Source organism: Pusillimonas sp. (assembly GCF_044464525.1).
Taxonomy (GTDB): domain Bacteria; phylum Pseudomonadota; class Gammaproteobacteria; order Burkholderiales; family Burkholderiaceae_B; genus Pusillimonas.
In genome coordinates this window covers 69,850-92,945 of record NZ_JBIQLE010000003.1, presented here as the reverse complement: position 1 = coordinate 92,945, position 23,096 = coordinate 69,850, and the positions used below count along the sequence as shown (strand labels likewise).

22 protein-coding genes are annotated in these 23,096 nt (G+C 58.9%); 6 read left to right on the top strand and 16 right to left on the bottom strand.

The features are described 5' to 3' along the window. Positions 1 to 2: 2 nt before the first annotated feature. From ACIY1O_RS02720 to ACIY1O_RS02705, 4 genes are all read right to left on the bottom strand, one after another. Complete coding sequence (locus tag ACIY1O_RS02720) at positions 3 to 998, bottom strand: AraC family transcriptional regulator (protein WP_397473537.1); 996 nt, start codon at positions 996 to 998, stop codon at positions 3 to 5. A gap of 122 nt (positions 999 to 1,120) precedes the next feature. Continuing rightward, positions 1,121 to 1,630, bottom strand: a complete 510-nt coding sequence (locus ACIY1O_RS02715; protein WP_397473536.1) for a flavin reductase family protein — start codon at positions 1,628 to 1,630, stop codon at positions 1,121 to 1,123. Beyond that, positions 1,627 to 2,724 (bottom strand): LLM class flavin-dependent oxidoreductase, encoded by a 1,098-nt coding sequence (locus tag ACIY1O_RS02710; RefSeq protein ID WP_397473535.1) that lies wholly within the window; start codon positions 2,722 to 2,724, stop codon positions 1,627 to 1,629. The genes ACIY1O_RS02715 and ACIY1O_RS02710 overlap by 4 nt, the downstream gene beginning before the upstream one ends. 133 nt (positions 2,725 to 2,857) lie before the next feature. Then, a complete protein-coding gene (locus ACIY1O_RS02705; protein WP_397473534.1) occupies positions 2,858 to 3,928 on the bottom strand; it encodes a metal-dependent hydrolase in 1,071 nt (356 codons plus the stop codon). Positions 3,929 to 4,088: 160 nt separating this feature from the next. On the opposite strand from ACIY1O_RS02705, the gene ACIY1O_RS02700 reads away from it, so the two are divergent. Next, positions 4,089 to 5,297, top strand: coding sequence for an amino acid aminotransferase (locus ACIY1O_RS02700; RefSeq protein ID WP_397473533.1), 1,209 nt, complete (start codon positions 4,089 to 4,091; stop codon positions 5,295 to 5,297). Here ACIY1O_RS02700 and ACIY1O_RS02695 read toward each other — a convergent pair. Continuing rightward, positions 5,255 to 5,959, bottom strand: coding sequence for a TetR/AcrR family transcriptional regulator (locus ACIY1O_RS02695; protein WP_397473532.1), 705 nt, complete (start codon positions 5,957 to 5,959; stop codon positions 5,255 to 5,257). The two genes, ACIY1O_RS02700 and ACIY1O_RS02695, sit on opposite strands and share 43 nt — an antisense overlap. 167 nt (positions 5,960 to 6,126) lie before the next feature. Between ACIY1O_RS02695 and ACIY1O_RS02690 the strand changes: the two genes are divergently transcribed. The 4 genes from ACIY1O_RS02690 to ACIY1O_RS02675 all read left to right on the top strand — a co-directional run bounded on the left by ACIY1O_RS02690 (position 6,127) and on the right by ACIY1O_RS02675 (position 10,701). Further along, positions 6,127 to 6,849: an SRPBCC family protein gene (locus ACIY1O_RS02690; protein WP_397473531.1), complete on the top strand. Its 723-nt coding sequence runs from the start codon at positions 6,127 to 6,129 to the stop codon at positions 6,847 to 6,849. Positions 6,850 to 6,911: 62 nt separating this feature from the next. Then, positions 6,912 to 7,772 (top strand): FAD binding domain-containing protein, encoded by an 861-nt coding sequence (locus ACIY1O_RS02685; RefSeq protein WP_397473530.1) that lies wholly within the window; start codon positions 6,912 to 6,914, stop codon positions 7,770 to 7,772. 19 nt (positions 7,773 to 7,791) lie between these two features. Further along, complete coding sequence (locus ACIY1O_RS02680; RefSeq protein WP_397473529.1) at positions 7,792 to 8,286, top strand: (2Fe-2S)-binding protein; 495 nt, start codon at positions 7,792 to 7,794, stop codon at positions 8,284 to 8,286. Between the two features lie 15 nt (positions 8,287 to 8,301). Continuing rightward, positions 8,302 to 10,701, top strand: a complete 2,400-nt coding sequence (locus tag ACIY1O_RS02675; RefSeq protein ID WP_397473528.1) for a xanthine dehydrogenase family protein molybdopterin-binding subunit — start codon at positions 8,302 to 8,304, stop codon at positions 10,699 to 10,701. Positions 10,702 to 10,738: 37 nt separating this feature from the next. On the opposite strand, the gene ACIY1O_RS02670 is transcribed toward ACIY1O_RS02675, so the two are convergent. From ACIY1O_RS02670 to ACIY1O_RS02625, 10 genes are all read right to left on the bottom strand, one after another. Beyond that, a complete protein-coding gene (locus ACIY1O_RS02670; RefSeq protein WP_397473527.1) occupies positions 10,739 to 11,443 on the bottom strand; it encodes an ABC transporter ATP-binding protein in 705 nt (234 codons plus the stop codon). Positions 11,444 to 11,452: 9 nt separating this feature from the next. Continuing rightward, the gene (locus ACIY1O_RS02665) at positions 11,453 to 12,196 is read right to left on the bottom strand and encodes an ABC transporter ATP-binding protein (RefSeq protein ID WP_397473526.1); all 744 of its coding nucleotides are present in this window, start codon (positions 12,194 to 12,196) and stop codon (positions 11,453 to 11,455) included. Further along, positions 12,186 to 13,166: a branched-chain amino acid ABC transporter permease gene (locus ACIY1O_RS02660; protein WP_397473525.1), complete on the bottom strand. Its 981-nt coding sequence runs from the start codon at positions 13,164 to 13,166 to the stop codon at positions 12,186 to 12,188. The genes ACIY1O_RS02665 and ACIY1O_RS02660 overlap by 11 nt, the downstream gene beginning before the upstream one ends. A 4-nt stretch (positions 13,167 to 13,170) precedes the next feature. Beyond that, positions 13,171 to 14,055 carry a branched-chain amino acid ABC transporter permease gene (locus tag ACIY1O_RS02655; RefSeq protein WP_397473524.1) on the bottom strand — a complete coding sequence of 295 codons (885 nt, stop codon included), beginning with the start codon at positions 14,053 to 14,055 and terminating at the stop codon, positions 13,171 to 13,173. Positions 14,056 to 14,119: 64 nt separating this feature from the next. Further along, a complete protein-coding gene (locus tag ACIY1O_RS02650) occupies positions 14,120 to 15,322 on the bottom strand; it encodes an ABC transporter substrate-binding protein (RefSeq protein ID WP_397473523.1) in 1,203 nt (400 codons plus the stop codon). Positions 15,323 to 15,374: 52 nt separating this feature from the next. Continuing rightward, entirely contained in the window at positions 15,375 to 16,082 is a 708-nt protein-coding gene (locus ACIY1O_RS02645) for a TetR/AcrR family transcriptional regulator (protein WP_397473522.1), read from the bottom strand. Then, entirely contained in the window at positions 16,079 to 16,837 is a 759-nt protein-coding gene (locus ACIY1O_RS02640) for an SDR family NAD(P)-dependent oxidoreductase (protein ID WP_397473521.1), read from the bottom strand. Before ACIY1O_RS02640 ends, ACIY1O_RS02645 begins: the two co-directional genes overlap by 4 nt. Continuing rightward, positions 16,834 to 18,126, bottom strand: a complete 1,293-nt coding sequence (hisD, locus tag ACIY1O_RS02635) for a histidinol dehydrogenase (RefSeq protein ID WP_397473520.1) — start codon at positions 18,124 to 18,126, stop codon at positions 16,834 to 16,836. Before hisD ends, ACIY1O_RS02640 begins: the two co-directional genes overlap by 4 nt. Before the next feature lie 11 nt (positions 18,127 to 18,137). Beyond that, positions 18,138 to 19,106 carry a cyclase family protein gene (locus ACIY1O_RS02630; protein ID WP_397473519.1) on the bottom strand — a complete coding sequence of 323 codons (969 nt, stop codon included), beginning with the start codon at positions 19,104 to 19,106 and terminating at the stop codon, positions 18,138 to 18,140. A gap of 156 nt (positions 19,107 to 19,262) precedes the next feature. Next, positions 19,263 to 20,774 (bottom strand): CoA-acylating methylmalonate-semialdehyde dehydrogenase, encoded by a 1,512-nt coding sequence (locus tag ACIY1O_RS02625; RefSeq protein ID WP_397473518.1) that lies wholly within the window; start codon positions 20,772 to 20,774, stop codon positions 19,263 to 19,265. A gap of 127 nt (positions 20,775 to 20,901) precedes the next feature. On the opposite strand from ACIY1O_RS02625, the gene ACIY1O_RS02620 reads away from it, so the two are divergent. Then, positions 20,902 to 21,861: a LysR family transcriptional regulator gene (locus tag ACIY1O_RS02620; protein ID WP_397473517.1), complete on the top strand. Its 960-nt coding sequence runs from the start codon at positions 20,902 to 20,904 to the stop codon at positions 21,859 to 21,861. Here ACIY1O_RS02620 and ACIY1O_RS02615 read toward each other — a convergent pair. Next, the gene (locus ACIY1O_RS02615) at positions 21,850 to 23,094 is read right to left on the bottom strand and encodes an FAD binding domain-containing protein (protein WP_397473516.1); all 1,245 of its coding nucleotides are present in this window, start codon (positions 23,092 to 23,094) and stop codon (positions 21,850 to 21,852) included. The two genes, ACIY1O_RS02620 and ACIY1O_RS02615, sit on opposite strands and share 12 nt — an antisense overlap. Between the last annotated feature and the right edge of the window lie 2 nt (positions 23,095 to 23,096).

Below are 23,096 nucleotides of genomic sequence, written 5' to 3'. Positions count from 1 at the left end.
GCTCAGCCCTTGTAGCGTCGCAAAGTGGCTGATGGCAATTCGCCGAATCGCCGCTGGTAGGCGGCCGAAAACTCGCCCAAATGGCCGAAACCCCAATCAAGCGCGGCCTGCGTGACGGTGGTGTCAGGGGCCGGAGCGGAAAGTTGCGCGCGGGCTGCATCAAGGCGCACCTCTTTGAGATACTGCATGGGCGAGGTGCTACGATATTTTCGATAGCCGGCGAAGAGGCTGCGGATGCTGACCCCCACGTGGTCGGCAATGTCGCTTGCGGTTAGCGGCAGATGGGCATTGTGTTCGATATAAGCTTGGGCGCGTTTGATGAAGCCGGGAGCAATGCAGCAGGGCTGGGCGGTATCGGCCTGGTTGTGAGGAAGGGTGCTTAGCAGCGCGATCATCAAGGCTTCTTCGAACTGCGCGGCGACCAGCGGCTGATCGAACAAGGTTCCCTCAGAGGCTTCGGTAAGCTGCCAGTCGAACAGCCGCTTCAGAGAGCGGGTTGCCGATACGGTTAGGGGAATGGCGGGCTGAAAATTAAGTGGCCCGCGCGGCAGTTGGCCATAGTATTGAGCGCATTGCTGCTCGAGCGCCGCACGTTCGACCCGGATGAAGAGCTTTTCGGCGCTGCGCTCGTGGCGCATGCGAAATTCAAGGGCGGGGCTGATGATGGTGCCCATGTTGGGATCAGACCGCACCGACTGCGCGCCGCAATGGATGTTTTCCTGCCCCGATATCGGTAATTGTATTAGATAGAAATCATTCAACTTGCCGGGCTCGATGTCTACCGTCGCGCCATACAGCATGCGCCCATAGCTAACCTTCTTGCCCCGCCGAAAACGAAGTTCGGTGTTGAGCGATTGAGACGGCCCAACGACGCGCAGGTCGTGGTCGCAGAAAACTTGGCTGACCTCGTGGCGCACTTCGTCGGCGTCGCGCGAGGCGAATCGGGCGAAGCGGCTGAATAGGGGCCTGCGCGGATGGTCGAGAGAGGCCGGCTGCATATGCATTGCCTTTGGCGCCGGAGGCGGGCGTGCCCCTGGGGCCGCCCTACGAAGCGCTTGCGAAAAGAATAGATTAGTTTATCCGTAAAGCCTCCCGGCGACTGCGCGGGTTTTCCTGGATGTCAGGCAACGGAAGCCTGGGAGAGCGTGCGGTAGCTGCCCTCCCAGTAGGTAAGGGGAAGCGGCCCCGGCATCACATCAATGAAGGCGACCTTGCCAATGACCAGTGCGTGTTGGCGGTGCTGGAACACTTTTTCCACGTCGCAGGCAAACACGGTCAATGCCTTGCGCGACAGCCAGACCCCTTGCGGGGTTTGAAGCCAGTCGTCATCGGCGTATCGTGCGGCGCCGCGCAGGCCGCCCTTGCCGGAAAAGTTCTCGGCAACTTGCTGCTGGGCGCGGTTAAGCACGTTGATGCCGAAGCGACCGGCTTTTTCCAGCACAGGCCACGAGGACGAGGAACGGTTGACTGAGATAAGCAGCTCGGGCGGATCCATCGAGACAGACACGACCGAGGTGGCTGTAAGCCCAGTGCGCTCCTCTCCGTCATTGACGGTTATGACGCAGACGCCGCCGGCCATTTGCCTCATGGCTTGACGAAATGCCTGGTTGAGCGCGTTGTTCATAATCATGATTGCTTCTTGCGGATGCCGTGCTTTTCAAGAATGGGCAGGACGTTGTCGCGGAAGTAGGGAAATTCGTCTGCGTAATGGAAGAACGACAATGTTGTCCCGCCGAACCCGGCTTCGTGCAGTTGGATAATGCCCTCGGCCACCTTTTCGGGCGTGCCCACTAGAGGGAATCCGCCGTGCCCGGCGGCAAAGCGCTCGCGGATCAGGGCGAGCAGGTCGTGGGGGAACGATTGGGCGTGGGCGAACTGCAGGCGAATGAGGTTGTCGACGGCGGCCCAGTCGGCATTGTCCTGCAGTCTTTGCCAGCCCTCGTCTGCTTCGGCCTGAGTGGGCCGGCAGATGACGTGAGCAAAGGTCAGCACTCCCACTTTGCGGCCTACGTCGGCGGCCTGTTGCTTAAGCTCGGCCACTTCTTGCTTGGAACGCTCAAGGTCGATGGCGGGCGTGAAGAGAAAGTCGGCATTGCGCGATGCAAACTCGCGCCCAAGCCCCGAGCCGGCCGCATTGAAGATGGGGGGGCGGGCGGCCGGTTGCGGATAACCGTAAGTATTCTTGAGGTGAAAGTATTTACTATCCCAATCAAATGGGCCGTCGTGCGTCCAGAGTTTTTGGATAATGTCGAACCATTCCTGGGCGTAACCGTAGCGGGTCTCGTGGTCGTCGGGCAGGGTCAGCCCCAGCGCCTCGTATTCGGGCTTGTTCCAGCCGGCCACCACATTCAGGCCCACGCGATCGCCGCTCATTTGCGCAATGGTGGCTAGCTGCTTGGCAACGATCACCGGATGGTTGGCGGCGGTGTGTATGGTGCCGAACACGGTAATGCGCTTGGTATGCGCCAGCAGGGCAGTGGCCCAGGTAATGGTCTCCAGCACATAGCCATGAAAATTCGTTTCGCCGCCATAGCCGATCCAACGGGCGATGGGCAGCATGAAGTCAATGCCGGCATCGTCAAGCAGCTTGCCCAGCTTCAGGTTGCTTTCCCAATCGGCGGGCCAACGGCCGGGCAGTTTCGAGACGGTCATGCCGCCGGAACAGTTGCTGGCAAAAGTGCCAAGCAGGAATTGATCTTTCTGCAGGAAGGGATGGGTGTGCATGCCAGTCTCCGGGTTTGGCGCGCGGGCGCTTTAAGGGTTTGTTGTAATTAGAAGGTAAGCTCGGAGGACAGGGGCGGCTATCGGATTCGCGCAGGCAATATCTGATTCGTGCAGATTGTTCCGTTATGTTCCATTATTTCGGCGCGGGGATATCGGCGGGTATACGTGCCATGCGCTCGGCCCACGCGGCTTGGGGCAAGGGTGGGTTCTGTCGCCAGACACGGCTTAGAACCGCAGGCAGCTCCGAGGTGCCGCGTTTGCCGGGCCAGTACTGGGGGGTTTCGGGCTTCCAGGGCTCACCGGGCACGGGTCGGCGTGCAAACAGGAAGCGAAACGAGTAATAGCCTGCTCCCAGGCCCATGCGCAGATCAGAAACCACCAGGTGGCCGTTGATATCGTCGTAGCGCAGCCAGTCTCCCGAGAACCAGCGCAAGCCATCCAGTTGCGCCGAGGGCGGCACGGCGCGGGCCAGATCACTATTCAGGGGTTGGCGAAGCCATTGGGGCGGCTGGCGATCCAGCACGCTGGCGGTCGATTCGTAATAATGGTCGTCGGGCCCGCGCGCCACCACTCGCCACAGCAGAATATTGAAGGGCTGAGGGGTGGAGAACATCGCCTGCACGGTTATCCCTTCGCTTTCCAAACGGTGTTTAACGCGCGATTCCATCATGTATTTGAATACGACGGAGGCTGCCAGGTAGATGCAGCACCAGGCCAGCGTCCATTGCAGGGCGCGCCTCGAGCGGGGTCCTGCCCCGCCGACCAGGGCCGCGACGACGGCAAGCGTCAGGGGCATGGTGAAGAAGGGGTCGATAATGAAAATGGTGGACCAGGCGGTGGGCGTCGGACGCAAGGGCCACAGCAACTGGGTGCCGTAGGCCGTGAACGCGTCAAGCAGGGCGTGCGTATTCAGGGTGAGCCAGATCGCCCAGAAAAGGCGGCTTGCGCCGTATTGGGGTGAGGAGCGCCAACACCGCAGGGCGGCTGTCAGCGCGAAAGACAGCACGGTCAGTACGAACAGCGAATGCGAGAACCCGCGATGATTGATCATTGCGGACACCGGATCGGCGTAGCGAATGACGACATCCAGGTCGGGGAGGGTGCCAAGAATAGCGCCGGCCACGATCGCCTTGCGGCCATGAGCACGGCCCAGCATCGCGCCGCAGATGCCCGCGCCCAGCGCGGCTTGGGTGATGGAATCCATAGCGACGAAACAAAATCCGGAAGTTGCCAAGCATAACAGGGGATGATGGCCGTTTCGTGCAGTGTCGCCCGCAGCCCGGGGTAGAATATGTGGTTTGTCTTAAACACATTGCCGGCGTTCCGTCGCGCCCTGCCGCTTTGGGGCCGGTCAAGGAAAAACCTTGTTCAGCACACTTTCGGCCTATGCCGGCGACCCCATTCTTTCTTTGCAGCTTGCTTATCGCGACGACCCTCGTCCTGACAAAGTGAACCTTAGCATCGGGCTGTATTACGACGATCAGGGCCGCATTCCACGCTTGCCTTCCGTCCAGAAGGCCGCCGAAATAGTGGGTGCGTTCACCGAACCGTGCGTGTACCTTCCCATGAGCGGAAGCCCGCCATATTGCCGTGCGGCGCAGGCCCTGGTATTTGGCGCAGATTCATCGGCCGTTCGCGATGGCCGTGTGGCCACCATCCAGACAGTCGGCGGCTCTGGCGCACTGAAAGTGGGCGCCGACGTATTGCGCCGTTTTTTCCCGGAAGCGACGGTGCGCATCAGCGCGCCTACCTGGGATAATCACCGCGCCATCTTCGAAGGCGCCGGCTTCCATGTCGATACTTACCCGTACTTCGATCATGCGACGCAGCGGCTGGCTTTCGACGCCATGGCCGGCCATCTGCGCACCTTGCCCGCGGAAACCATCGTTGTCTTGCATCCATGCTGCCACAACCCAACCGGGGCCGAACTAAGCACGGAACAGTGGGACGAAATCGTGACCATCGTGGCGGAACGCCGCCTTATTCCCTTTTTGGACATGGCATACCAGGGGTTGGGCGATGGTTTTGAGCGCGATGCCTATCTGGTGAAGGCGCTGGTGTCGGCCGATGTGGCCTTTCTGGTGGCCAACTCGTTTTCCAAAATATTCTCTTTGTACGGAGAGCGGTGTGGCTCGCTGAGCATGGTGTGCGCCAATGCCGATGAAGCTTCACGGGCGCTGGGGCAAATGCAGCAGGCAGTGCGGCGCAATTATTCCACCCCGCCTGCCCATGGCGGCCATCTGGTCGAGACGGTATTGCTCGACCCCGCCTTGCGTGCCATGTGGGAAGACGAGGTGGCCCAAATGCGCGACCGTATCCACGCGATGCGAACCCGTCTGTACGGCGGGCTGGTGCGTCATCACCCGGATTTCGATTGGGACTTCCTGTTGGCGCAAAGCGGCATGTTCAGCTATGCGCCGGCCTTGGCGCCGCACATGGACAGGCTCATCCAGACACATGGCGTGTATATCATTGAATCGGGCCGCATCTGTATCGCGGGGCTCAACGACCAGAACGTCGACCGTGTGGCTCAAGCGTTTGCGTCAGTGCTGAAAGAGGCGTCCGCTTCCTGAAACAGGGCTTTGGCGCCGGCGATATAGGCTTTTACCCGGTCTGCAATAATGGGTTCGATTTCGGTGGGTGTGGGCAATTGATACACCCACTGCTGGATGCCCAAGTAAAACACGCCGCCATGAAGGCCCCATATCAACTGGATTTCGCGTTCGGTGGCGGGGCCGCTATCGCCAATGCCCAGATGTCTTCGCGTTTCGCGCGCAATGCGTGGAAACAGTTTTGTCTTGAGCATGCTTAGATATTTTTCGGGAATGTAGCCATCGCTCAAGCCCGAAAAAATCAGGATGCGCACCCACTCGGGGGTCAAGACGGTTGAAGCGTAATCCTGATAGAACAAAATCAGCTTTTGTTCCAGGGCCAGGCCGTCGTCGTCCAGCCATTCTTCCCATTGGGGCTTCCAGCGGCCCAGGTACACCTGTTGATACACCCTTTCTATCAATGCTTTTTTGGTGGGAAAGTAGTGATACAGCAGCGGGTGGGTAATGCCGATTTCGCGCGCCAGGTCGCGAGTCTGTCCGTCGAGCCCACGTTTCGAGAAAAACGCGATGGCGCCGTCGAGAATCTGTTGTTCGCGATCCTGTGCGCTCATCCGCCGGCGCGGACCAGTCGTCTTCTTGGCGGGCTTGGCCTTGCTGGCCTTGGGCGTGTGGTGGGTGGACATGGAATATTCGGCTGAAGCTCGTTTGAAAAACGTCGGTAAGGGAACCGCGCCATTGTAGCTTTCGGTTGTTGACATTATTTACCATCTGGTCAACAATATAGCAAATATAAATGGTCGCCGTCCCGCATCCTGGGTCCGGTCCTGATCCTCACAAGAGAGACAAATTCATGGAGCTACTCGGTCAACAGCTGATCAGTGCAGACCGGCAAACGGTGTGGGCCGCACTGAACGACCCAGAAATCCTTGTGCAATGCATTCCCGGTTGCGAAGAGATCACCCGTGTGTCAGAAAACCAGCTGCAAGTACGTTTGATGGTGAAGATGGGTCCGGTGCGTTCTCGTTTTGCCGGCACGCTCACGCTGGAAGACATCGTCCCCCCAGAAAGCTGTTCATTGGTCTTCGAAGGAACTGGTGCTGCGGGCTTCGCAAAGGGGGGCGCCCAGGTCGTGCTTACTTCGCAAGGGGCCCAGACCCATCTCGACTACACCGCCAAGGCGTCGGTGGGCGGAAAGCTGGGTCAAATCGGCGGGCGCTTGATCGAATCATCGGCGCGGAAAATGTCCGACGAGTTTTTCAGCGCTTTTCAAAGTGTGCTGTCCAAAGAGGCCGAGCCCGGCATAGTGGCAGAGTCGACTGTCGCTGTTTCCCCCGCCCAGGATGCAAAGCTTGCATCGGCAGGCCGCACGGCCGGGGCGGAAAACGCATCCGGGGAAACGGCACAGCCCCAGGTACCGGCATCCCGCGCTACAGCCGCCCACAAGGCTGCCGGCTTGCCGCGCAATAACGTTACTACGGGCGTCGGCGAAGGTTGGCGCCCTGAACTGTATCGAGCATTTTGGTTTTGCCTCGGTGTCTTCTTTACTTTGCTGGTAGGCCACTGGTTGCCCTAAGTGTTTTTTAGCTAAGTGGTTGCAGCGCATTTCCCGTGTCTTCGACGCACGCAGGAGCCGCTATGAAAGCCCCTTCTTTCGATTACGTAAAACCTGGTTCCGTGGATGAGGTGCTGGCCCTATTGCGCCATCACGGAGACGACGCACGCATCCTGGCCGGGGGCCAGACCCTCATGGCAACGCTGAACATGCGGTTGTCAGAACCCGAGCTGCTTATCGACATCAATGCCATCGAGTCGCTTGGCGGCATCGAGCTTAAAGCCGGCCATTTATGGATCGGCGCCATGACCCGCCACAGCCAGATCGAAGATTCTCCCCTTGTGGCCGAGCATGCCCCCATGCTGTCCCAAGCGGCGCCGCACGTTGCCCATCGAGCCATCCGCAACCGGGGCACATTTGGTGGATCCATCGCGTTTGCCGATCCGGCGGCCGAATGGCCGGCCTGCATAGTGGCTTTGGATGCGGTGCTGCACATTGCGGGCGCACAGGGCGTGCGCACGGTGCCCGCATCAGAGTTCTTTCTTGATCTTTACACCACCGAACTTGGCGGCGACGAGCTGTTGCTGGGCTGTGAGATTCCTTTGGCGCCCGACCGCGTACACGCGTTTCAAGAGCTTGCGCGCCGTCATGGAGACTACGCCATCGTAGGCGTGGCTGCTTCCGCCGGCGTAAGCAGTGGCGTATTCAACGACCCAAGGATCGTGTTTCTGGGCATGGACAATACGCCGGTAAGGGCGCTGGATATCGAGCAATGGCTTGAAGGCAAGGCAGTGGGCGACGAGCAACTGGTTTCGCACGCAAAGCAATTGCTGGCCGACGTGCTGCAACCGTCCGCCGACCTGTACAACAGCGCCAAGACCAAAATGCATCTGGCCGGTGTACTGCTGGTTCGGACGCTGCGGCAACTGGCCGCACACGCCTGATCGCGGCAAGGAGACAACCATGGCTGAACCCATACAAATACGCGTTTGCATCAACGGAGTAGAAGGCAGCTATCGGGTCGAGCCGCGCCTGCACCTGGTTGATTTCCTGCGCGACGAGCTCGAACTTAAAACTGCGCGAGTCAGTTGCGAGCACGGTGTTTGCGGCGCCTGCACCGTGCGTCTCGACGGGGAAATTATCCGAGGTTGCCTGTACTTGGCCGTGCAGGCCGACGGGCATGAGATCGAGACCATAGACGGCGTCAGCGACACAGGCGAATTGCGCGAACTGCAAAACGCATTTCTCGAGCACAACGCGGCGCAATGCGGGTTCTGCACACCAGGCATGTTGTTGACCGCCGCCGCCTTGTTGCGAGAGAAGCCGGGTGCAACGCGTGAACAGGTGCGGGAATACATTTCGGGCAATTACTGTCGCTGCACCGGCTATCACTCCATTGTCGATGCAGTGTGCGAAGTGCTCGAGCTGCATCGCAAGCCAAGCGCAGTCCAGGCCTGAAAGGAGGATGCCATCATGAACACCACTGTCAAAGAAGAGTCGGGCGATATCGTCAAGCAGGACAAGGACACGCGCCAATACGTGGGCTCTTCTGTGAATCGCCCCAATATGCGGCGCCACCTCGAGGGCCGCGGTTGCTACGTTGACGACATCTCCTTGCCGCGGCTGGCTCATGTTGTCTACCTGCGAAGCCCCTACGCGCATGCCCGATTCAAAATCGTTGATGTCTCTCGTGCCAAGGCCATGCCAGGTATTGTCGCAATCGTCGCCGGCCCCGAAATTGCCAGCATCTGCACACCCTGGGTCGCCACCTTGGCCCACCTCGAAGGCATGAAGTCGCCGCCCGAGTATCCACTTGCCCTGGACCGCGCGTGCTGGCAGGGCGAGCCTGTTCTGGCCATTGTGGCTCTCACGCGCCACCAGGCCGAAGATGCGCTGCCGTTTGTCGATATTGATTGGCAAGAGCTGCCGGTGGTCGACAATATGGAAACTGCCCTGTCGCCCGAAACACCGGTTATCCATCCCGAGCTGGGCGACAACCTTTGCTTTACGAAAACAATCGATACCGGAGGCGTGGACCAGGCCATGGCCGAGGCCGACCTCATTGTTGAAGAAACCTATCGTTTCGGGCGGGTCACGGGCGTAACCATGGAGCCTCGCTCCTTGTTGGCCGATTACCAACCGTCCGAGAGCAAGCTTACGGTGTATCAGTCGCACCAGGCGCCCCACATGATGCAAGATCTGTACGCACGCCACTTCGACTTGCCCGAGAACTCGGTTCGCGTGATCTGCCGGGATGTAGGCGGCGCGTTCGGGCTAAAGGTGCATTCCTACCCAGACGATTTCGCTACGGTGGCTTTGTCCATCTTGCTGAAGCGGCCGGTAAAGTTCGTGGCAGACAGGCTTGAATCGTTCGCCAGCGATATCCATGCGCGTGAGCATGTGGTCAAAGCGCGCATAGGGGTCAAGTCTGACGGTGAGATTGTGGCCTTTGATTTCGACGACCTGACCGGCGTGGGGCCGTATTCAGTGTATCCCCGCACCAGTGCAATCGAAGGAAACCAAGTGCTGAGCATTGCCGGCGGCCCGTACAAGCACAAATATTATCGGGCTCGTCTCGATGTGGTGTTTCAAAACAAGTCGCCAACCAGTCAATACCGTGGAGTAGGGCATCCCATCGCCTGCGGCGCCACCGAAGGCATCGTCGAATACGCGGCGCAAAGGCTGGGCATCGATCCCTTGCAAATGCGTATTAAAAACGTCATGCGCGATGATTCCTATCCTTGTGTGGGCGCCTCCGGCATAAAGATCGAAGGGCTGTCCCACGAAAAATCGTTGGCCAAACTCGAGTCCATGATGAACTATCAGGCCTTGCGTGAAGAACAGGCCCGGCTGCGCGAGCAAAACGTTTATCGCGGTATAGGCTTTGCCGTGCTGGTCGAGCTCACCAACCCCAGTGCGGCTTTTTATGGGGTGGGCGGGGCCCGCATATCCGCACTGGATGGCGCGTCGGTGCGGCTGGAGCCCACCGGTGTGGTCACCTGCCACGTTGGTGTCGGTGAACAAGGACAAGGCACCGAGACGATATTCGCTCAAATCGCGGCGGACGCCATTGGCATAAACATTGAACAGATCAAGGTGGTAACCGGCGATACCGAGGCCACACCATATGGGGGCGGCACCTGGGCCTCGCGTGGTGCGGGCATAGGTGGCGAAGCCGTACTGCAAGCAGGCCGTGCGCTGCGGGCCAACATCTGCGAGTTCGCGGCGGTGGTGCTTGAAAAAGAAAGCTCGCAACTTGACGTGGCCGAAGGCTATATCGTCGACATCGATACGCGCGAGCACTTGGTTCCGCTGGCTGAAGTGGCGCGGCAGGCTTATTTTCGACCCGATATATTGCCGGCGGACGCCCGGCCAGAGCTCATGGTTACTCGCCACGCTGCGCAGCGCGGCTTTCCGTTTACCTTCACCAACGGCGTGCAGGCGTCTTATGTCGAAGTCGATATCGAGACGGGCTTCGTCAAGCTGCTCGACCATTGGTGCGTCGAAGACTGTGGCCGGGTCATCAACCCCAAGCTGGTCGACGAGCAGATACGCGGGGCCATTGTGCAGGGCATCGGCGGCGTCATGTTTGAAGAATGCCTCTACGACGAAAACGGCTTGCTGCGCAACGGGTCGATGGCTGATTATCTGGTTCCGATGGCCTTTGAAATGCCCGACATCCATGTTGCGCACGTAGAGACGCCCACCAAGACATCCGAGCTTGGCGCAAAGGGCGCAGGCGAAGCCGGAACGGCTGGTCCCCCGGGGGCGCTGATGAACGCCATCAATGACGCGATCGCGCCTTTCTCGGCGCGGGTGACATCCCAGCCGATCACGCCCGAGAAAGTGCTGCAGGCTTTGGGGGTGGTGTAATGCAAGCGGCCCGGGCGCACCGCGCCCCGGCATGGCATCAAACGGCGCAGTAGCGTTCTTGCATTGCGGGGTCGTCAAGCAGGGCGCGGGCGCTGCTTGAGTAAACGATTTCGCCCTGGTCCAGTATGTATACCCGATCGGCAATTTCCAGCGCCAGTTCCACGTTCTGTTCGACCAGCAAAATGGTTTTGCCGCTTTTCTTGAGCTGTGTGAACAGCTCGAACATTTCGTCGACCAGTATGGGCATGATGCCTTCTGAAGGTTCGTCCAGCAAAATCATGTCCGGCTCGGCGGCGATGGCACGGGCAATGGCCAGCATCTGCTGTTCGCCGCCCGACATCGTGACGGCGTTTTGATGCAAGCGCTCTTTCAATCGCGGAAATGTCTTGGCGATCTGTTCGATTACTTCGGTTTCGCGAGCCTTCAGTGGCGATGCCACGATGCCCAGCCGAATATTTTCGATCACGCTCAGGCCCTGCACAATGCGCCGATCTTCCGGCACATAGGCCAGGCCTCGGGCAAAACGAGCGTGAGCCGGCTGGTTGATAAGGTCTTCTCCTTTGAAGCTGATTTTCCCCGAGCTGCGGTCAAGCAGGCCCATGATGCTTTTCAGGGTGGTGGTCTTGCCCGCGCCGTTGCGGCCCAGCAAAGCAACCACCTCGCCCGGGTTCACGTGCAGATCGACGTCTTGCAGGATGTGGCTTGACGCATACCAGGCGTTCAATTTTTCTATGTTGAGCATGGCGGCGTCCTAGTGTTGACCCAGATAAACGCGTTTTACTTCTTCGTTGCTGCGTATGTCGGCAGGTGTGCCCGATGCCAGGAATTCACCGTGATGCAAGACGATGATGCGATCGCTGATGCCCATGATCATTTTCATCTTGTGTTCGACCAGAATCACCGTGCGCGTAGATGCCACCTGCACGATCAGGTCCATCATCGAACGCGTTTCCTCGGGGCTCATGCCGGCGGTGGGCTCATCCATGAGCAGCAGCTTGGGGTCGGAAGCCAGCGCAATGGCGATTTCAAGCGCGCGTTGCTGGCCGTGGGCAAGCTCGCGCGCCAATCGATGCGCGTGCTGCTCCATGCCTACCGTGCGCAACAGTTGCATGGCTTTGTCCCCGAGCTGCAGGCTGCTTTGCCGGCGCCAGAGGTTGTAGCGCGAGACATGCGACTGCAGGGCGATCTCCACGTTTTGAACTGTAGTGAAGTTGGGAAAAATATTGGTGATTTGAAATGACTTCGAGATTCCCGCATGCGAGAACTGGTGGGGCTTGAGGCCGGCCAAGTCTTTACCCTCGAAGACGACCCGGCCTTCCGAGGGCGGAAAGGCGCCCGAGAGCACATTGAAATAGGTGCTTTTCCCGGCGCCGTTGGGGCCGATAATCGAAGTAAGCTTGCCGCGCTCAAACTCGATGGAGACATTTTTAAGGGCGGTGAAGGCGCCGAATCGGCGCGTCACGTTGTGTGTCTCGATAATAATGTTATTTGACATTCAGCTTCTCCAGTATGGTCCCCCACACGCCTTTCGGGAAGAACAGGACGAAGATGATGAAGATGCTTCCGACGTACAGTTGCCAGTGCTCTGTCCAAATCGAGAATACGTCTTGGATGAGCAGGAAAAGCAGGGCGCCGACGATGGGGCCGAAGAAAGTTCCCATGCCGCCCAGCAGGCAGATCATGACTATCAGCCCCGAGGTTTCATAATGCAGGGTTTCAATGGCGACACTGGATAAATTAATTCCATACAGCGCGCCGGCCAGGCCGCAGAACGCACCCGACAGCACAAATGTGATCAGCTTGGTGTTTTCGACATTGAACCCGCAAGCCCGCGTGCGGGTTTCGTTCTCGCGGATGGCGCGGATGGCATGGCCAAAAGGCGAAGCCAGTATGCGAGAAATAATCCATAGTCCCACGGCCACGAAGCAGAAGAAAAAGTAATACTTGTTGATGGGGTTCAGTACATCGACGGTGAAACCGAACAGATTGATTTCGGATACATTGACGCCGCGCAGGCCGTTTTCGCCGCCCGATGCCGGCATCTGGTAGATGATGAAGTAGACGCATTGCGACAAGGCCAAGGTGACCATGGCAAAGTAGATGCCGCGCGTACGTATGGCCAGCGCGCCGATAACCAGCGCTGCGGCGGCCGAGATGACAATGGCGGCCGGTATTGCAAGCCACCACGTTACGGCATGTTGGGCAATAAGTATCCCGGCCGCATAGGCCCCGATGCCCAAGAAGGCGGAATGGCCGAACGACAACATGCCCATGTAGCCGAAGATCAGGTTGTAGCCCAGGGCGTACAGGCCGAAAATCAGAATGTGCGAGGCCACCGAATAGTTGGGTGTCATCCAGGGCAGGGCGGCCAGAAACAGAACAGTGGCCAAGACCCGATGCCGGCGAATGGCTTCGAATATCGAGGGCGCTTTGGTTTGGTCGAGTGTCATGGTGCGGGTATTCATGGAGTCAACTCATTAAGCCGGCACGGCCGAACAGGCCCATGGGGCGAATCAGCAGTACAAGGGCCATGATCACGAACATGGATACCTTGGATGCCTCGGGATACAGGAATGCGGTCATGCTTTCGACGATGCCGACCAGCAGGCCGGCCACGATGGCGCCGGTAAGCGACCCCATGCCGCCCACAACCGTTACCACGAAAGCCACGATCAGCACATTGGTTCCCATCTCGGGAGCGATACCCTGCAAGGGGGCGGCAAGATAGCCCGCCAGCCCTGCGATACCCGTGCCAATCGCAAATACAATCAGCCAAATTCGGGAAATATCGACCCCCAGGACGCGTACTATCATGGGGTCTCGCGCCCCGGCGCGAATGATCAGCCCGAATGAAGTGCGTTCGATGAAAAGCCACAGGGCAAGCAAGACGACAATCGCCATGCCGATGACGAACAGGCGATACAGAGGGAACGGGCCGACGAAAATATTGACTGCGCCTTGCAAGGCCTCTGGAGTGCCAACCGGCAGGCCCTGCTTGCCGAAGATGATGCGAACAATCTCGACCATCACGTAGCCCAGCCCGAAGGTGAGAAGCAGGGGATAGTCGATGCCGCGCCCATACAGCGGCCGCACCAAATAACGCTCGACGACGATGCCGACCACTCCGGTGAGCACCGGCACGGCGACCAGGCAAATCCAGAAGTTGGGAACGTACTGATATAAGAAGTAACCGACGTAGGCGCCCACCATGAAAAAGGCGCCGTGGGCGAAGTTGACCACAGTCAGCATGCCGAAAATCAGCGACAGGCCGACGGCCATCAATACATAGATGGCGCCCAGGGCCAAACCGGTAAACAGCTGCAGGCCCAGCAGCTGGAGCATGAATGCATCCATGATGTCTCCGTAATCTTGTCAATGGCCGTGCCTCCGCCCCGCCGGGGAAGCACGGCCTTCCTTCCTACTTGAAGCCAAGCTCGTCGCAGCTACGCAGAATGTCCTCGGTGGGGGCGACGACATCCACGATCTTGAAGATATCGTCCGGGTTGTCTTCGGGCGCCTTCTTGGATTCGATGATCAGCACCGATTGCACAGCCTGGTGGTCGCAAGTGCGATAGTATTCGGGCCCCTTGTACGTGTCGTACTTGAGAGACTCGAGCGCATCCACCACTTTCTCGGTATCGGTCGTGCCGGCTTCCTTGACCGCCATCAGCAAGGACTTGACCGCGCCATAGGCCAATGCGCCATAGTCGGAGGGGTAGCTGTCGTACTCTTTTTTATAGAGGTCGTTGAGGTTTTTCGCGGTGTCGAACTGGTCTTGCAGGGCCCAGTAGTACGACGTGGCGCCAAGAACGCCTTCGTATGCCTCTGCGCCGGCGGCCTGGCGTGCCGTGTAAAGCAGCACGGGTGTCACGAACTGCATCCTGCCTTTAAGCCCGAACTGGCCTGCTTGCTGAATCGACACATGGTTGTCGCGGCCGAAGTTGTTGAAGACAAGTACATCGGGCCGCATGGCCGCCAATCGCGGCAAGAACACCGAATAATCCGAGGTGCCCAGGGGGTGGCGGATCTCTCCGACGATTTCGGCGCCCACTTCTTCGGCGACGCGGGTAAAGCCGCGTGCCATTTCGTGGCCGTAAGCATAGTCGGACGTCAAGAAAGCGATGCGCATGCCTTTCTTGAACACATGCCGGCCCACCGCCTGCGTGGTCATGTGCGGATTAAGCGCCTCGTGAAACGTGTAGCGCGACATGTCGGCGGCTTCGTTGATCGCATCCGACTGGCTGATGGAAATGTAAATGACCTTGCGTTGCTTGGTCACGTTGTTTGTCGACAGCTGCGTCGATGCCGACAAGCCCCCGATAATGAAGTTGACGTGGTCTTTATCGATAAGGTCTAGAGCGCGGTTGGCCGCTTCTCCGGGGTTGAGCTTGTCGTCTCGTACCAGCAGCTCGGCCAGGCGGCCGTCAAGCCCTCCGGCCTCGTTGAATTCTTTGACGGCCAGTTCGGCGTTGCGTACCTGATCCTTGGCTTCGGCGCCATAGGGGCCGGTCAGTGGTACAGGCAGCCCGATGCGTATGGGTTCAGACTGCGCCAATGCACCTGACACGCCAAACACCGATGCCAGGCACAAGACGTAAGTCCATTGTCTGATAGATTTCATGTCGTCTCCTTTGGTTTTGAACTACATGGTGCTGCAGACTTCGATATTGTTGTTATGTGGTGGGGGGGTGTTTCCCGGGTAGCCGTAAAAGCCGCGCCAAGGCATGCGGGGCCGCGGCGATAAAAGTGTCTATGGACACATCGAGCATGCCCGGGTTGATTTCATGGTCTGACGACGTGCCAAAGGCACAGCGCCTGATCCCGTGGTAGAAGATTCCGCCATGAAACATCCATACGTAGTCGAGCTCGTCGTTGGTGATGGGCTTGATTTCTGGCGGCACCATATGAAACTCTGCCCGCAATTCCGCGCATAGCGGAATCAATATCTTCGTTTCGATCAGCTCAAAAAAGCGTCGGTTGATGGGCACGTCTGCCAGGCCGGCGTAGATATACAGCCGCATCCAGTCGCGGTTGAAGATCACAGCCAGATAAGAGCGGTAGAAGCGCGCAAGCCGCTCGCGCAAAGGGATCGTTCTATCGCAAATGAGGCTTGGCCATTCGTCTTGCCACTTGTCGGTGAATACGGCCTTGAAGATCGCCTCGAAAAGGTCTTCTTTGGAATCGAAATAGCGAAACAGCAAGGGCTGGGTGACACCGATCTGGCGCGCCAGATCGTGGGTTGAGCCCGAAAACCCGTGCTCGGAAAAGAACGCAATGCTTTCGCGCAGGATTTGAGCGCGGCGCTGGTCGCGAGGCTGCCGGCGGGCACGCGGCGCCTCGACGCTGCTTGCTTCATCAGGACGATGGCTTTGGTCGCTCATTGGGCTGTCCATCCTCCATCGAGTTTCAGGCTGGCGCCCGTTATCATCGCGGCGGCCGGGGAAGCCAGATAGCACACGGCGGCAGCCACATCTTCGGCAGGCAAGAGCCGGCCCATGGGCAGGCGCTGCATCACCCAGTCGCGAAAGCTTTCTTCCTTGAAGAACGCCTCGGTCATTGGGGTTTGGACGAAGGTAGGGGCGACAGTATTGACCCGGATATTGTGGGTGGCAAGTTCCAGGGCCATGGATTTCGTCAGCCCTTCGACGGCATGCTTGGACATGCAATATACAGACCGGCGCACGGCCCCGACATGACCCATCTGCGATGAAATATTGATGATGCTGCCGCCATTGCCGTTGCCCATGATTTTGCGGGCGGCTGCTTGTGCGGTAAGGAAGACCGCGCGCACGTTCAGAAGCAGCAGTTCGTCGAGTTGCGCCGGCGTGACATCGACAAAGTCGGCTGGAATATTGGTTCCGGCATTGTTGACCAGAATATCCAGTTGATCGATGGCGTCCAGAGCAGCCTGCACCGCCTGCGGGTCGGTAATATCGCACACCACGGGCTGGGCGTGGCCGCCACCGGCGTTGATACTTTCAGCAAGTTCATTTAGTTGGGACGAATTGCGGCTAAGCACATAGGTTTTTGCGCCGGCGGCGGCCAGGCCTTGGGCGATGGCCGCGCCCAAGCCTCTGCCGGCGCCTGTGACAAGCGCCGAACGCCCATTCAGATCGAAGCTGCGGTAAGTGATCATGGAGTGAGGCTCGCAGTTTTGCCGTATTTGCGCACGCGATAATCGGCTTGCTCTTTATGGCCCCAGAACCGCTCTATGGCGCACAGGCGAGAGCAATACTCGCCTATCATCACGCTGGCTTCCGGCGTGCATTCTTGCCAGGTGCAAGTTTTAAGGAATTTTCCCACCCACAGGCCGCCAGTGTAGCGAGCCGCTCCCTTGGTGGGTAGCGTGTGGTTGGTGCCGATGACCTTGTCGCCGTAAGCCACATTGGTTTCAGGGCCAAGGAACAGGGCGCCGTATTGGCTCATGTTGTCCAAAAAGTAACGCGGGTTGCGTGTAAGCACTTCAACGTGCTCGTAGGCGAGTTTGTCGGCTTCGATGACGGCTTCGGCATCGTCATCGACAAGAATGATCTGGCCATAATCGGCCCATGCCTTGCCGGCGACTTCGGCGGTGGGCAGTACAGCCAGTTGGCGCTCGATTTCGGCCGGCAACGCAGCGGCCAGCTCGGCCGAAGTGGTGATAAGGGCGGCGGGCGAGGTGTATCCGTGCTCGGCCTGGCCCAGCAGGTCGCAAGCCACCATGCCCACTTCGGCGCTGTCGTCGGCAATAACCAGTATCTCGGTAGGGCCGGCAAAAAGATCGATACCCACCCTGCCGAACAACTGGCGCTTGGCCTCGGCGACGTACGCGTTTCCGGGGCCGACCAGCATATCGACCGGCTCGATGCTTTCGGTACCGATGGCCATGGCGGCTACGGCTTGAACACCGCCCAGAATATAGATTTCGTCAGCCCCGGCCAGTGCCATGGCCGCCACGGTTTCGGGGTGAGCCTGCCCGTCGGTGGGCGGCACACAGGCGATTACGCGAGGCACCCCAGCCACCTTGGCCGTGACGATGCTCATGTGGGCCGACGCCACCATGGGGTACTTGCCCCCCGGAACATAGCAGCCTACCGAACTGACCGGAATATGCTTGTGCCCGAGTGTGACGCCGGGAAGCGTTTCGACCTGGACGTCGTGCATGGATGCCCGTTGAATTTGGGCGAAATTGCGGATCTGTTCCTGTGCAAAACGGATGTCATCCAGGGTGGCCCGGTCGACCGAACTTACTATTGACTGGATCTGCTCGGCCTCAAGCTTGAAAGCGGGCGGCGTCCATCGGTCGAATTGTTGTGAATAGTCGCGCACTGCCTGATCGCCCCTTGCTTCTACGTCGGCAAGAATGGCTTCGACAGTCTGGCGCACTTGAGCATCAAGTTTTGCGCCGGCTTGCGCGTTGAGGGTGTGTTTAAGGATGCGTGCCAAGGTCAGCCTCCTTATTTGATCGCGATGGGGTTCAGCGGTGAACCCACGGCGCGAGTGATGGGCAGGGGCGGGGCGGTGAAAAGGAACTCGTACACGCCGTCGGCGGCGCAGTCTTCGGCGAGCTCTTTGAGGTTGAAAATCTCGCCCATGCTGATGCCTATCATGGGAATCACCACCCAGTGCCAGGGCTGGGTGCAATCGTCTGTTTCGTTGGGGCGGACTTCGCAGCCCCAAGTGTCGGTACAGATCGCTGCAATTTGCTTGTCGTAGATCCAATTGGCGGTATCGAAGGCCAGACCGGGGGCTTCGCCGCCCGCATAGCCGCCCCAATCACCCTCGGTTTTGCATCGTTCCATGTGGCCTGTGCGCACAATGACGAAATCGCCACGGCGCACCTCGACCCCCTGCGCTTTTGCCGTCGCGTCGAGATCGGCGACCGAAATGGCCTGGCCGTCTTCAAGAGAATCGACGCCGATGTGCCGGGCAACATCAAGCAGCACGCCGCGCCCAACCATTTTGGCCTTGACCTTTTCGATGCCGTTCTTATGAGCGCCATCGCTATCGACGAGGCGGGCATCGTAGCCGTTCCACATCTTTTCGCCATAGAAGATATGGCCCAGGCCGTCCCATTGCGTACCGCATTGCAGGGGCATGGAGACAGCGTCATCGGCGTAGCGCAACCCGCCTTCGTCCTGATTGCCGGCGACGGCGTCGGTGCCGGTGGCCAGCATGGTGTGGATGGGGTTGTATCGATTGCCCCATAGGCCTTTTTGCGGCCCCTCGCGGTCAAAATCAAGCGCCAGCGAAAAGACTCTGCCCTTGCGCACCAAGCCAGCCGCCGCTGTGACGTCTTCCGGGGTGACGTAGTTGAGGGTGCCGATTTCGTCGTCCGGCCCCCACTTGCCCCAGTTGCAGCATCGTTTGGCTGTCTCGTGAACCAGATCGATGGTGAATTTGTTCTCGTCGTAGCGATGGACCATGGATTTGTCTCCTTATTAATCAATCGATAATATATTTCGTTGACGGGACCTCTTCCAATACTATTTCTAAATCGATTTTGGTTTTACAGCTTGTTTTGCTTATCGACTGATTATTTCTGTCGGGTTGCGCGCTTTACCATTGAAGAATTTGTTTACCTACTTCGGTGCGGGCATGGCAAACTCGGCGCCTTTTTCGGTGCTTTCCGGCCACCGCTGCATGATGCTTTTTTGCTTGGTGTAGAAGCGCACGCCTTCTTCGCCATACACGTGCATGTCGCCAAACATGGATTTTTGCCAACCCCCGAAGCTGTGCCAAGCCATGGGAACGGGAATAGGTACGTTGATACCGACCATGCCGCACTGAATGCGCCGGCCGAACTCGCGGGCGATATGGCCGTCGCGCGTATAGCAGGACACGCCGTTGCCGAACTCGTGGCCATTGACCAATTCGAGTGCCGCGGCGAAATCATCGACTCGCACGCAAGACAGCACCGGACCGAAAATTTCTTCTTTATAGATGCGCATATCGGCGGTAACGTTATCGAACAAGGTGCCGCCGGTGAAGAAACCCTGCTCATGGCCGCTTACTTTATGACCGCGCCCATCGACCACCAGTGTGGCGCCTTCTTCCACGCCCAGCTGTATATAGCCTTCGACACGCTTCAAGGCTTCGTCTGTGACGATAGGCCCCATTTCAGCTTCTGGGTCCATGCCGTTGCGCACCTTCAGCGTTTCGGCTCTTTCTTTGAGCCGGGGCATGATGCGGTCGGCCACGCTGCCGACCAGCACGGCGACCGACACAGCCATGCACCGCTCACCGGCTGAGCCATAGGCCGCGCCCGTTAGTGCGTCGATAGCTTGATCAAGATCGGCGTCAGGCATGACGACCAGATGGTTTTTGGCGCCGCCCAAAGCTTGTACGCGCTTGCCGAAATGGGCGGCTTGTTCGTAGATATACTTGGCAATGGGGGTCGACCCGACAAAGCTGATGGCTTTGATGTCGGGGTGGGAAAGCAGTGCATCGACTGCTGTCTTGTCTCCTTGGACGACGTTAAGCACACCTTCGGGCAAGCCTGCTTCATGGAAAAGCCGCGCCATGTACAGCGACGCGGAAGGGTCGCGCTCGCTGGGTTTCAAGATGAAGCAGTTGCCCGCGGCGATGGCTACCGGGAACATCCAGCAGGGCACCATGCAAGGAAAATTGAAGGGGGTGATGCCGGCGACCACGCCCAGCGGCTGGCGCAGTGTCCAGTTGTCCATGCCCGTGGCCACCTGGTCGGTGAAGTCGCCCTTGAGCAACTGCGGAATGCCGCAGGCGAATTCGATAACGTCTATGGCGCGTGAGACTTCGCCTTGGGCATCGCTGAAAACCTTGCCATGCTCGGCGGTAATGATGGCTGCCAAGGCGTCTCGATGCTGGTTCATCAGATCAAGAAACTTGAACATTACACGCGAGCGACGCAACGGCGAGGTGTCGGCCCAGGCGGCAAACGCCTTCTTGGACGAAGCCACGGCCTGCTCGACATCTTGCGGCTCGGCCAGCAGAACCTGGCGCGCCACCCGGCCCAAGGCCGGGTTATAGACATCCTTGCTTCGTTGGGCGGTTCCGGATGTAATTTGGCCGTTGATGAAATGGCCGACGTCGGCGGTATCGGTATAGGCTTGCATAGGGCTTCTTTGGAGGCTGTGACTGTGTTTGAGTCTTGGTATATGGAGCCCAGTTTACGTATGCGATTGTGTTCGCGATAGACCAGAAGGCTGGATTCATTGTTCAAAATAATGAATAATCAGCCGTATGAAAGACAAGAAAATAACCGCCTTGTGGTCCCATGTGCATTGGTTGGCCGTGTTGGCCGAGCAAGGCAGTTTCACGCGCGCGGCCGCTTACCTGAATGTAAGCAAGGCGGCCATGAGTCAACGCATCGCCGAGCTTGAGCAGGCGGCCGGCGTGCCGCTGGTACGGCGCACCACCCGAAGCGTGCGGCTAACCGAGGCCGGTGAGCAACTGGCTGAAAATACACGCGCTGCTTTCGACCAGATCGCCGATAGCTTCGAGGCGGTGCGCGAGCAGGCGATTACCCCGCAGGGCACTTTGCGGCTTAGTGCGCCCGTGGCTCTTGCGCGCCAGCAGCTCGTGCCGCGCCTGCCCCGGTTCCTTAAAGAAAACCCGCGGATTCGAATTGAGCTCGATCTGTCCGATCAGCTCAGCTCATTATCCGGAGAGGGGTTCGATCTTGCCATTCGCCATACATCGACGCCCCCGCCCAACTATGTCGCCTGGGCCTTGTGTGATGTACGTTCCGTGCTTGTGGCCAGCCAGGATTATCTCGATCGTCATGGGTCGCCTGATCATCCATCCGTCTTGGCCGATCACGCCTGTCTTCACTATCCACGCCGGCAAAGCACTACTGTGTGGACGTTCGAGCGCTCTGGCAAAAAGCCCGCAAGTCAGCACAATTTCGTCGTGCCGGTCAGCGGGCCGTTTGCAGTCAACAACAGTGAAGGTTTACGGCGCGCGGCAGAGGCGGGCCTGGGTATTACAGTGTTGCCCGATTTTTCCGCACAGCGTGCGCTGGAGCGGGGCGATCTTGTCCATGTGCTGCCCGGCTGGCAACCCGTGGGGGTGTTTGGTGATTCACTTTATGCGATCAGGCCCTACACCCCTCATGTGCCGCGCGCAACGCAGTTGCTGGTGGCGCACTTGCGTGAGGCACTCAAAAGCGGCTTCCCGCTCGATACGGGTTCAGTGGGCTGATTCCAGGTCAAGATATTGCAGTGACACGGCGGTTTCACGCATGAGCGTGTCCGGGGCTCGATAGCGGAAGGCCATTTGTTGTTGATGCTTGGAGTCGAAACTGGTTTGCAGGCTGGCCCCCATGTTGCGGGCTTGTCTGACTATGGCCTGGCCGAATCGGCTTCGTTCCGCTTGATAGGCGCCAAGGGCCGCCTGAAGACTGGGTTGAGTGCTTAGCGCACGGGTCAATTCGATGGCGTCGTATGCCGCTTTGGTAACACCCATGCCTGAATGAGGACGGGCGACATAAGCGGCATCGCCGAGCAGCGCAACGCGGTCCGACACCATTTGCTCTGTTTCCAGGTCGAAAATAGGCTGGAAGAACAGCTGTGATGTCTTGTGAACGATCTCTGCAAACTCGGGGGCAAGCGTCGCGGTGGCGGAAGCACGTACCTCGTCGAGTATGTCGGGCCGAATCGCACCGGGAGGGATGCCGCCCGCATGCCACACGCCTGCGGCATCAGTTTGCAAGCGCCGAAGTTCAGTATCTTCGGGGGCGGGTCGGTACCAGACAAAATTGATGCGCCTTTCACCTTCGGCGAGGGCGTTGGCCTTTCCGGCTACGGGATAGGTCAACATCTGTTCGTGAGGCGGCAAGCAGAAAGCAAAACGCTCCATCAGAGCCCCCCGAGTGTGCGTGCTTAGATCGGACTCTTCGACGAGCCCGCGCCAAGCGACGTAGCCGGCATATAAGGGGCGGGCGTTTGGCATGTACTGCGCGCGTGTCGTGGAACGGATGCCGTCGGCGCCGATCAACAACTCGCCGTTGGCGTGCGAGCCGTCGTCGAAGTAGGCGGTTACGCCGTCGGCGTCCTGCTCGATATGGGCCAGAGCCTTGCCGCGATGGTAGTGCTGCACAGGAAACGCTTCTTCAAGTACCTGCAACAGGCGGCTCCAGGCGGTAAGTACTTGTGGGTAGGGCAAGTACGCAATGGTGTGGCCATGAAGATCGACAGTAATTCTGCTTGCAACACTTACACCCAATGTTTCGTCGACTTGCGCGCCCGCGCATTGCAAGGCATGCAAAAGCTCTTGATGGGTGACGATGCCGGCGCCGCGGTCCGACAGCGGCCCTGGCACGCGCTCATAGATATCGGCCTGCCAGCCGGCGCGATGCAGCAAGTTTCCCGCAAACAGGCCGCCCATTGACCCACCCACAATAATCGCCTTGCGCTGTTTCTTGATCTTGTCCATGC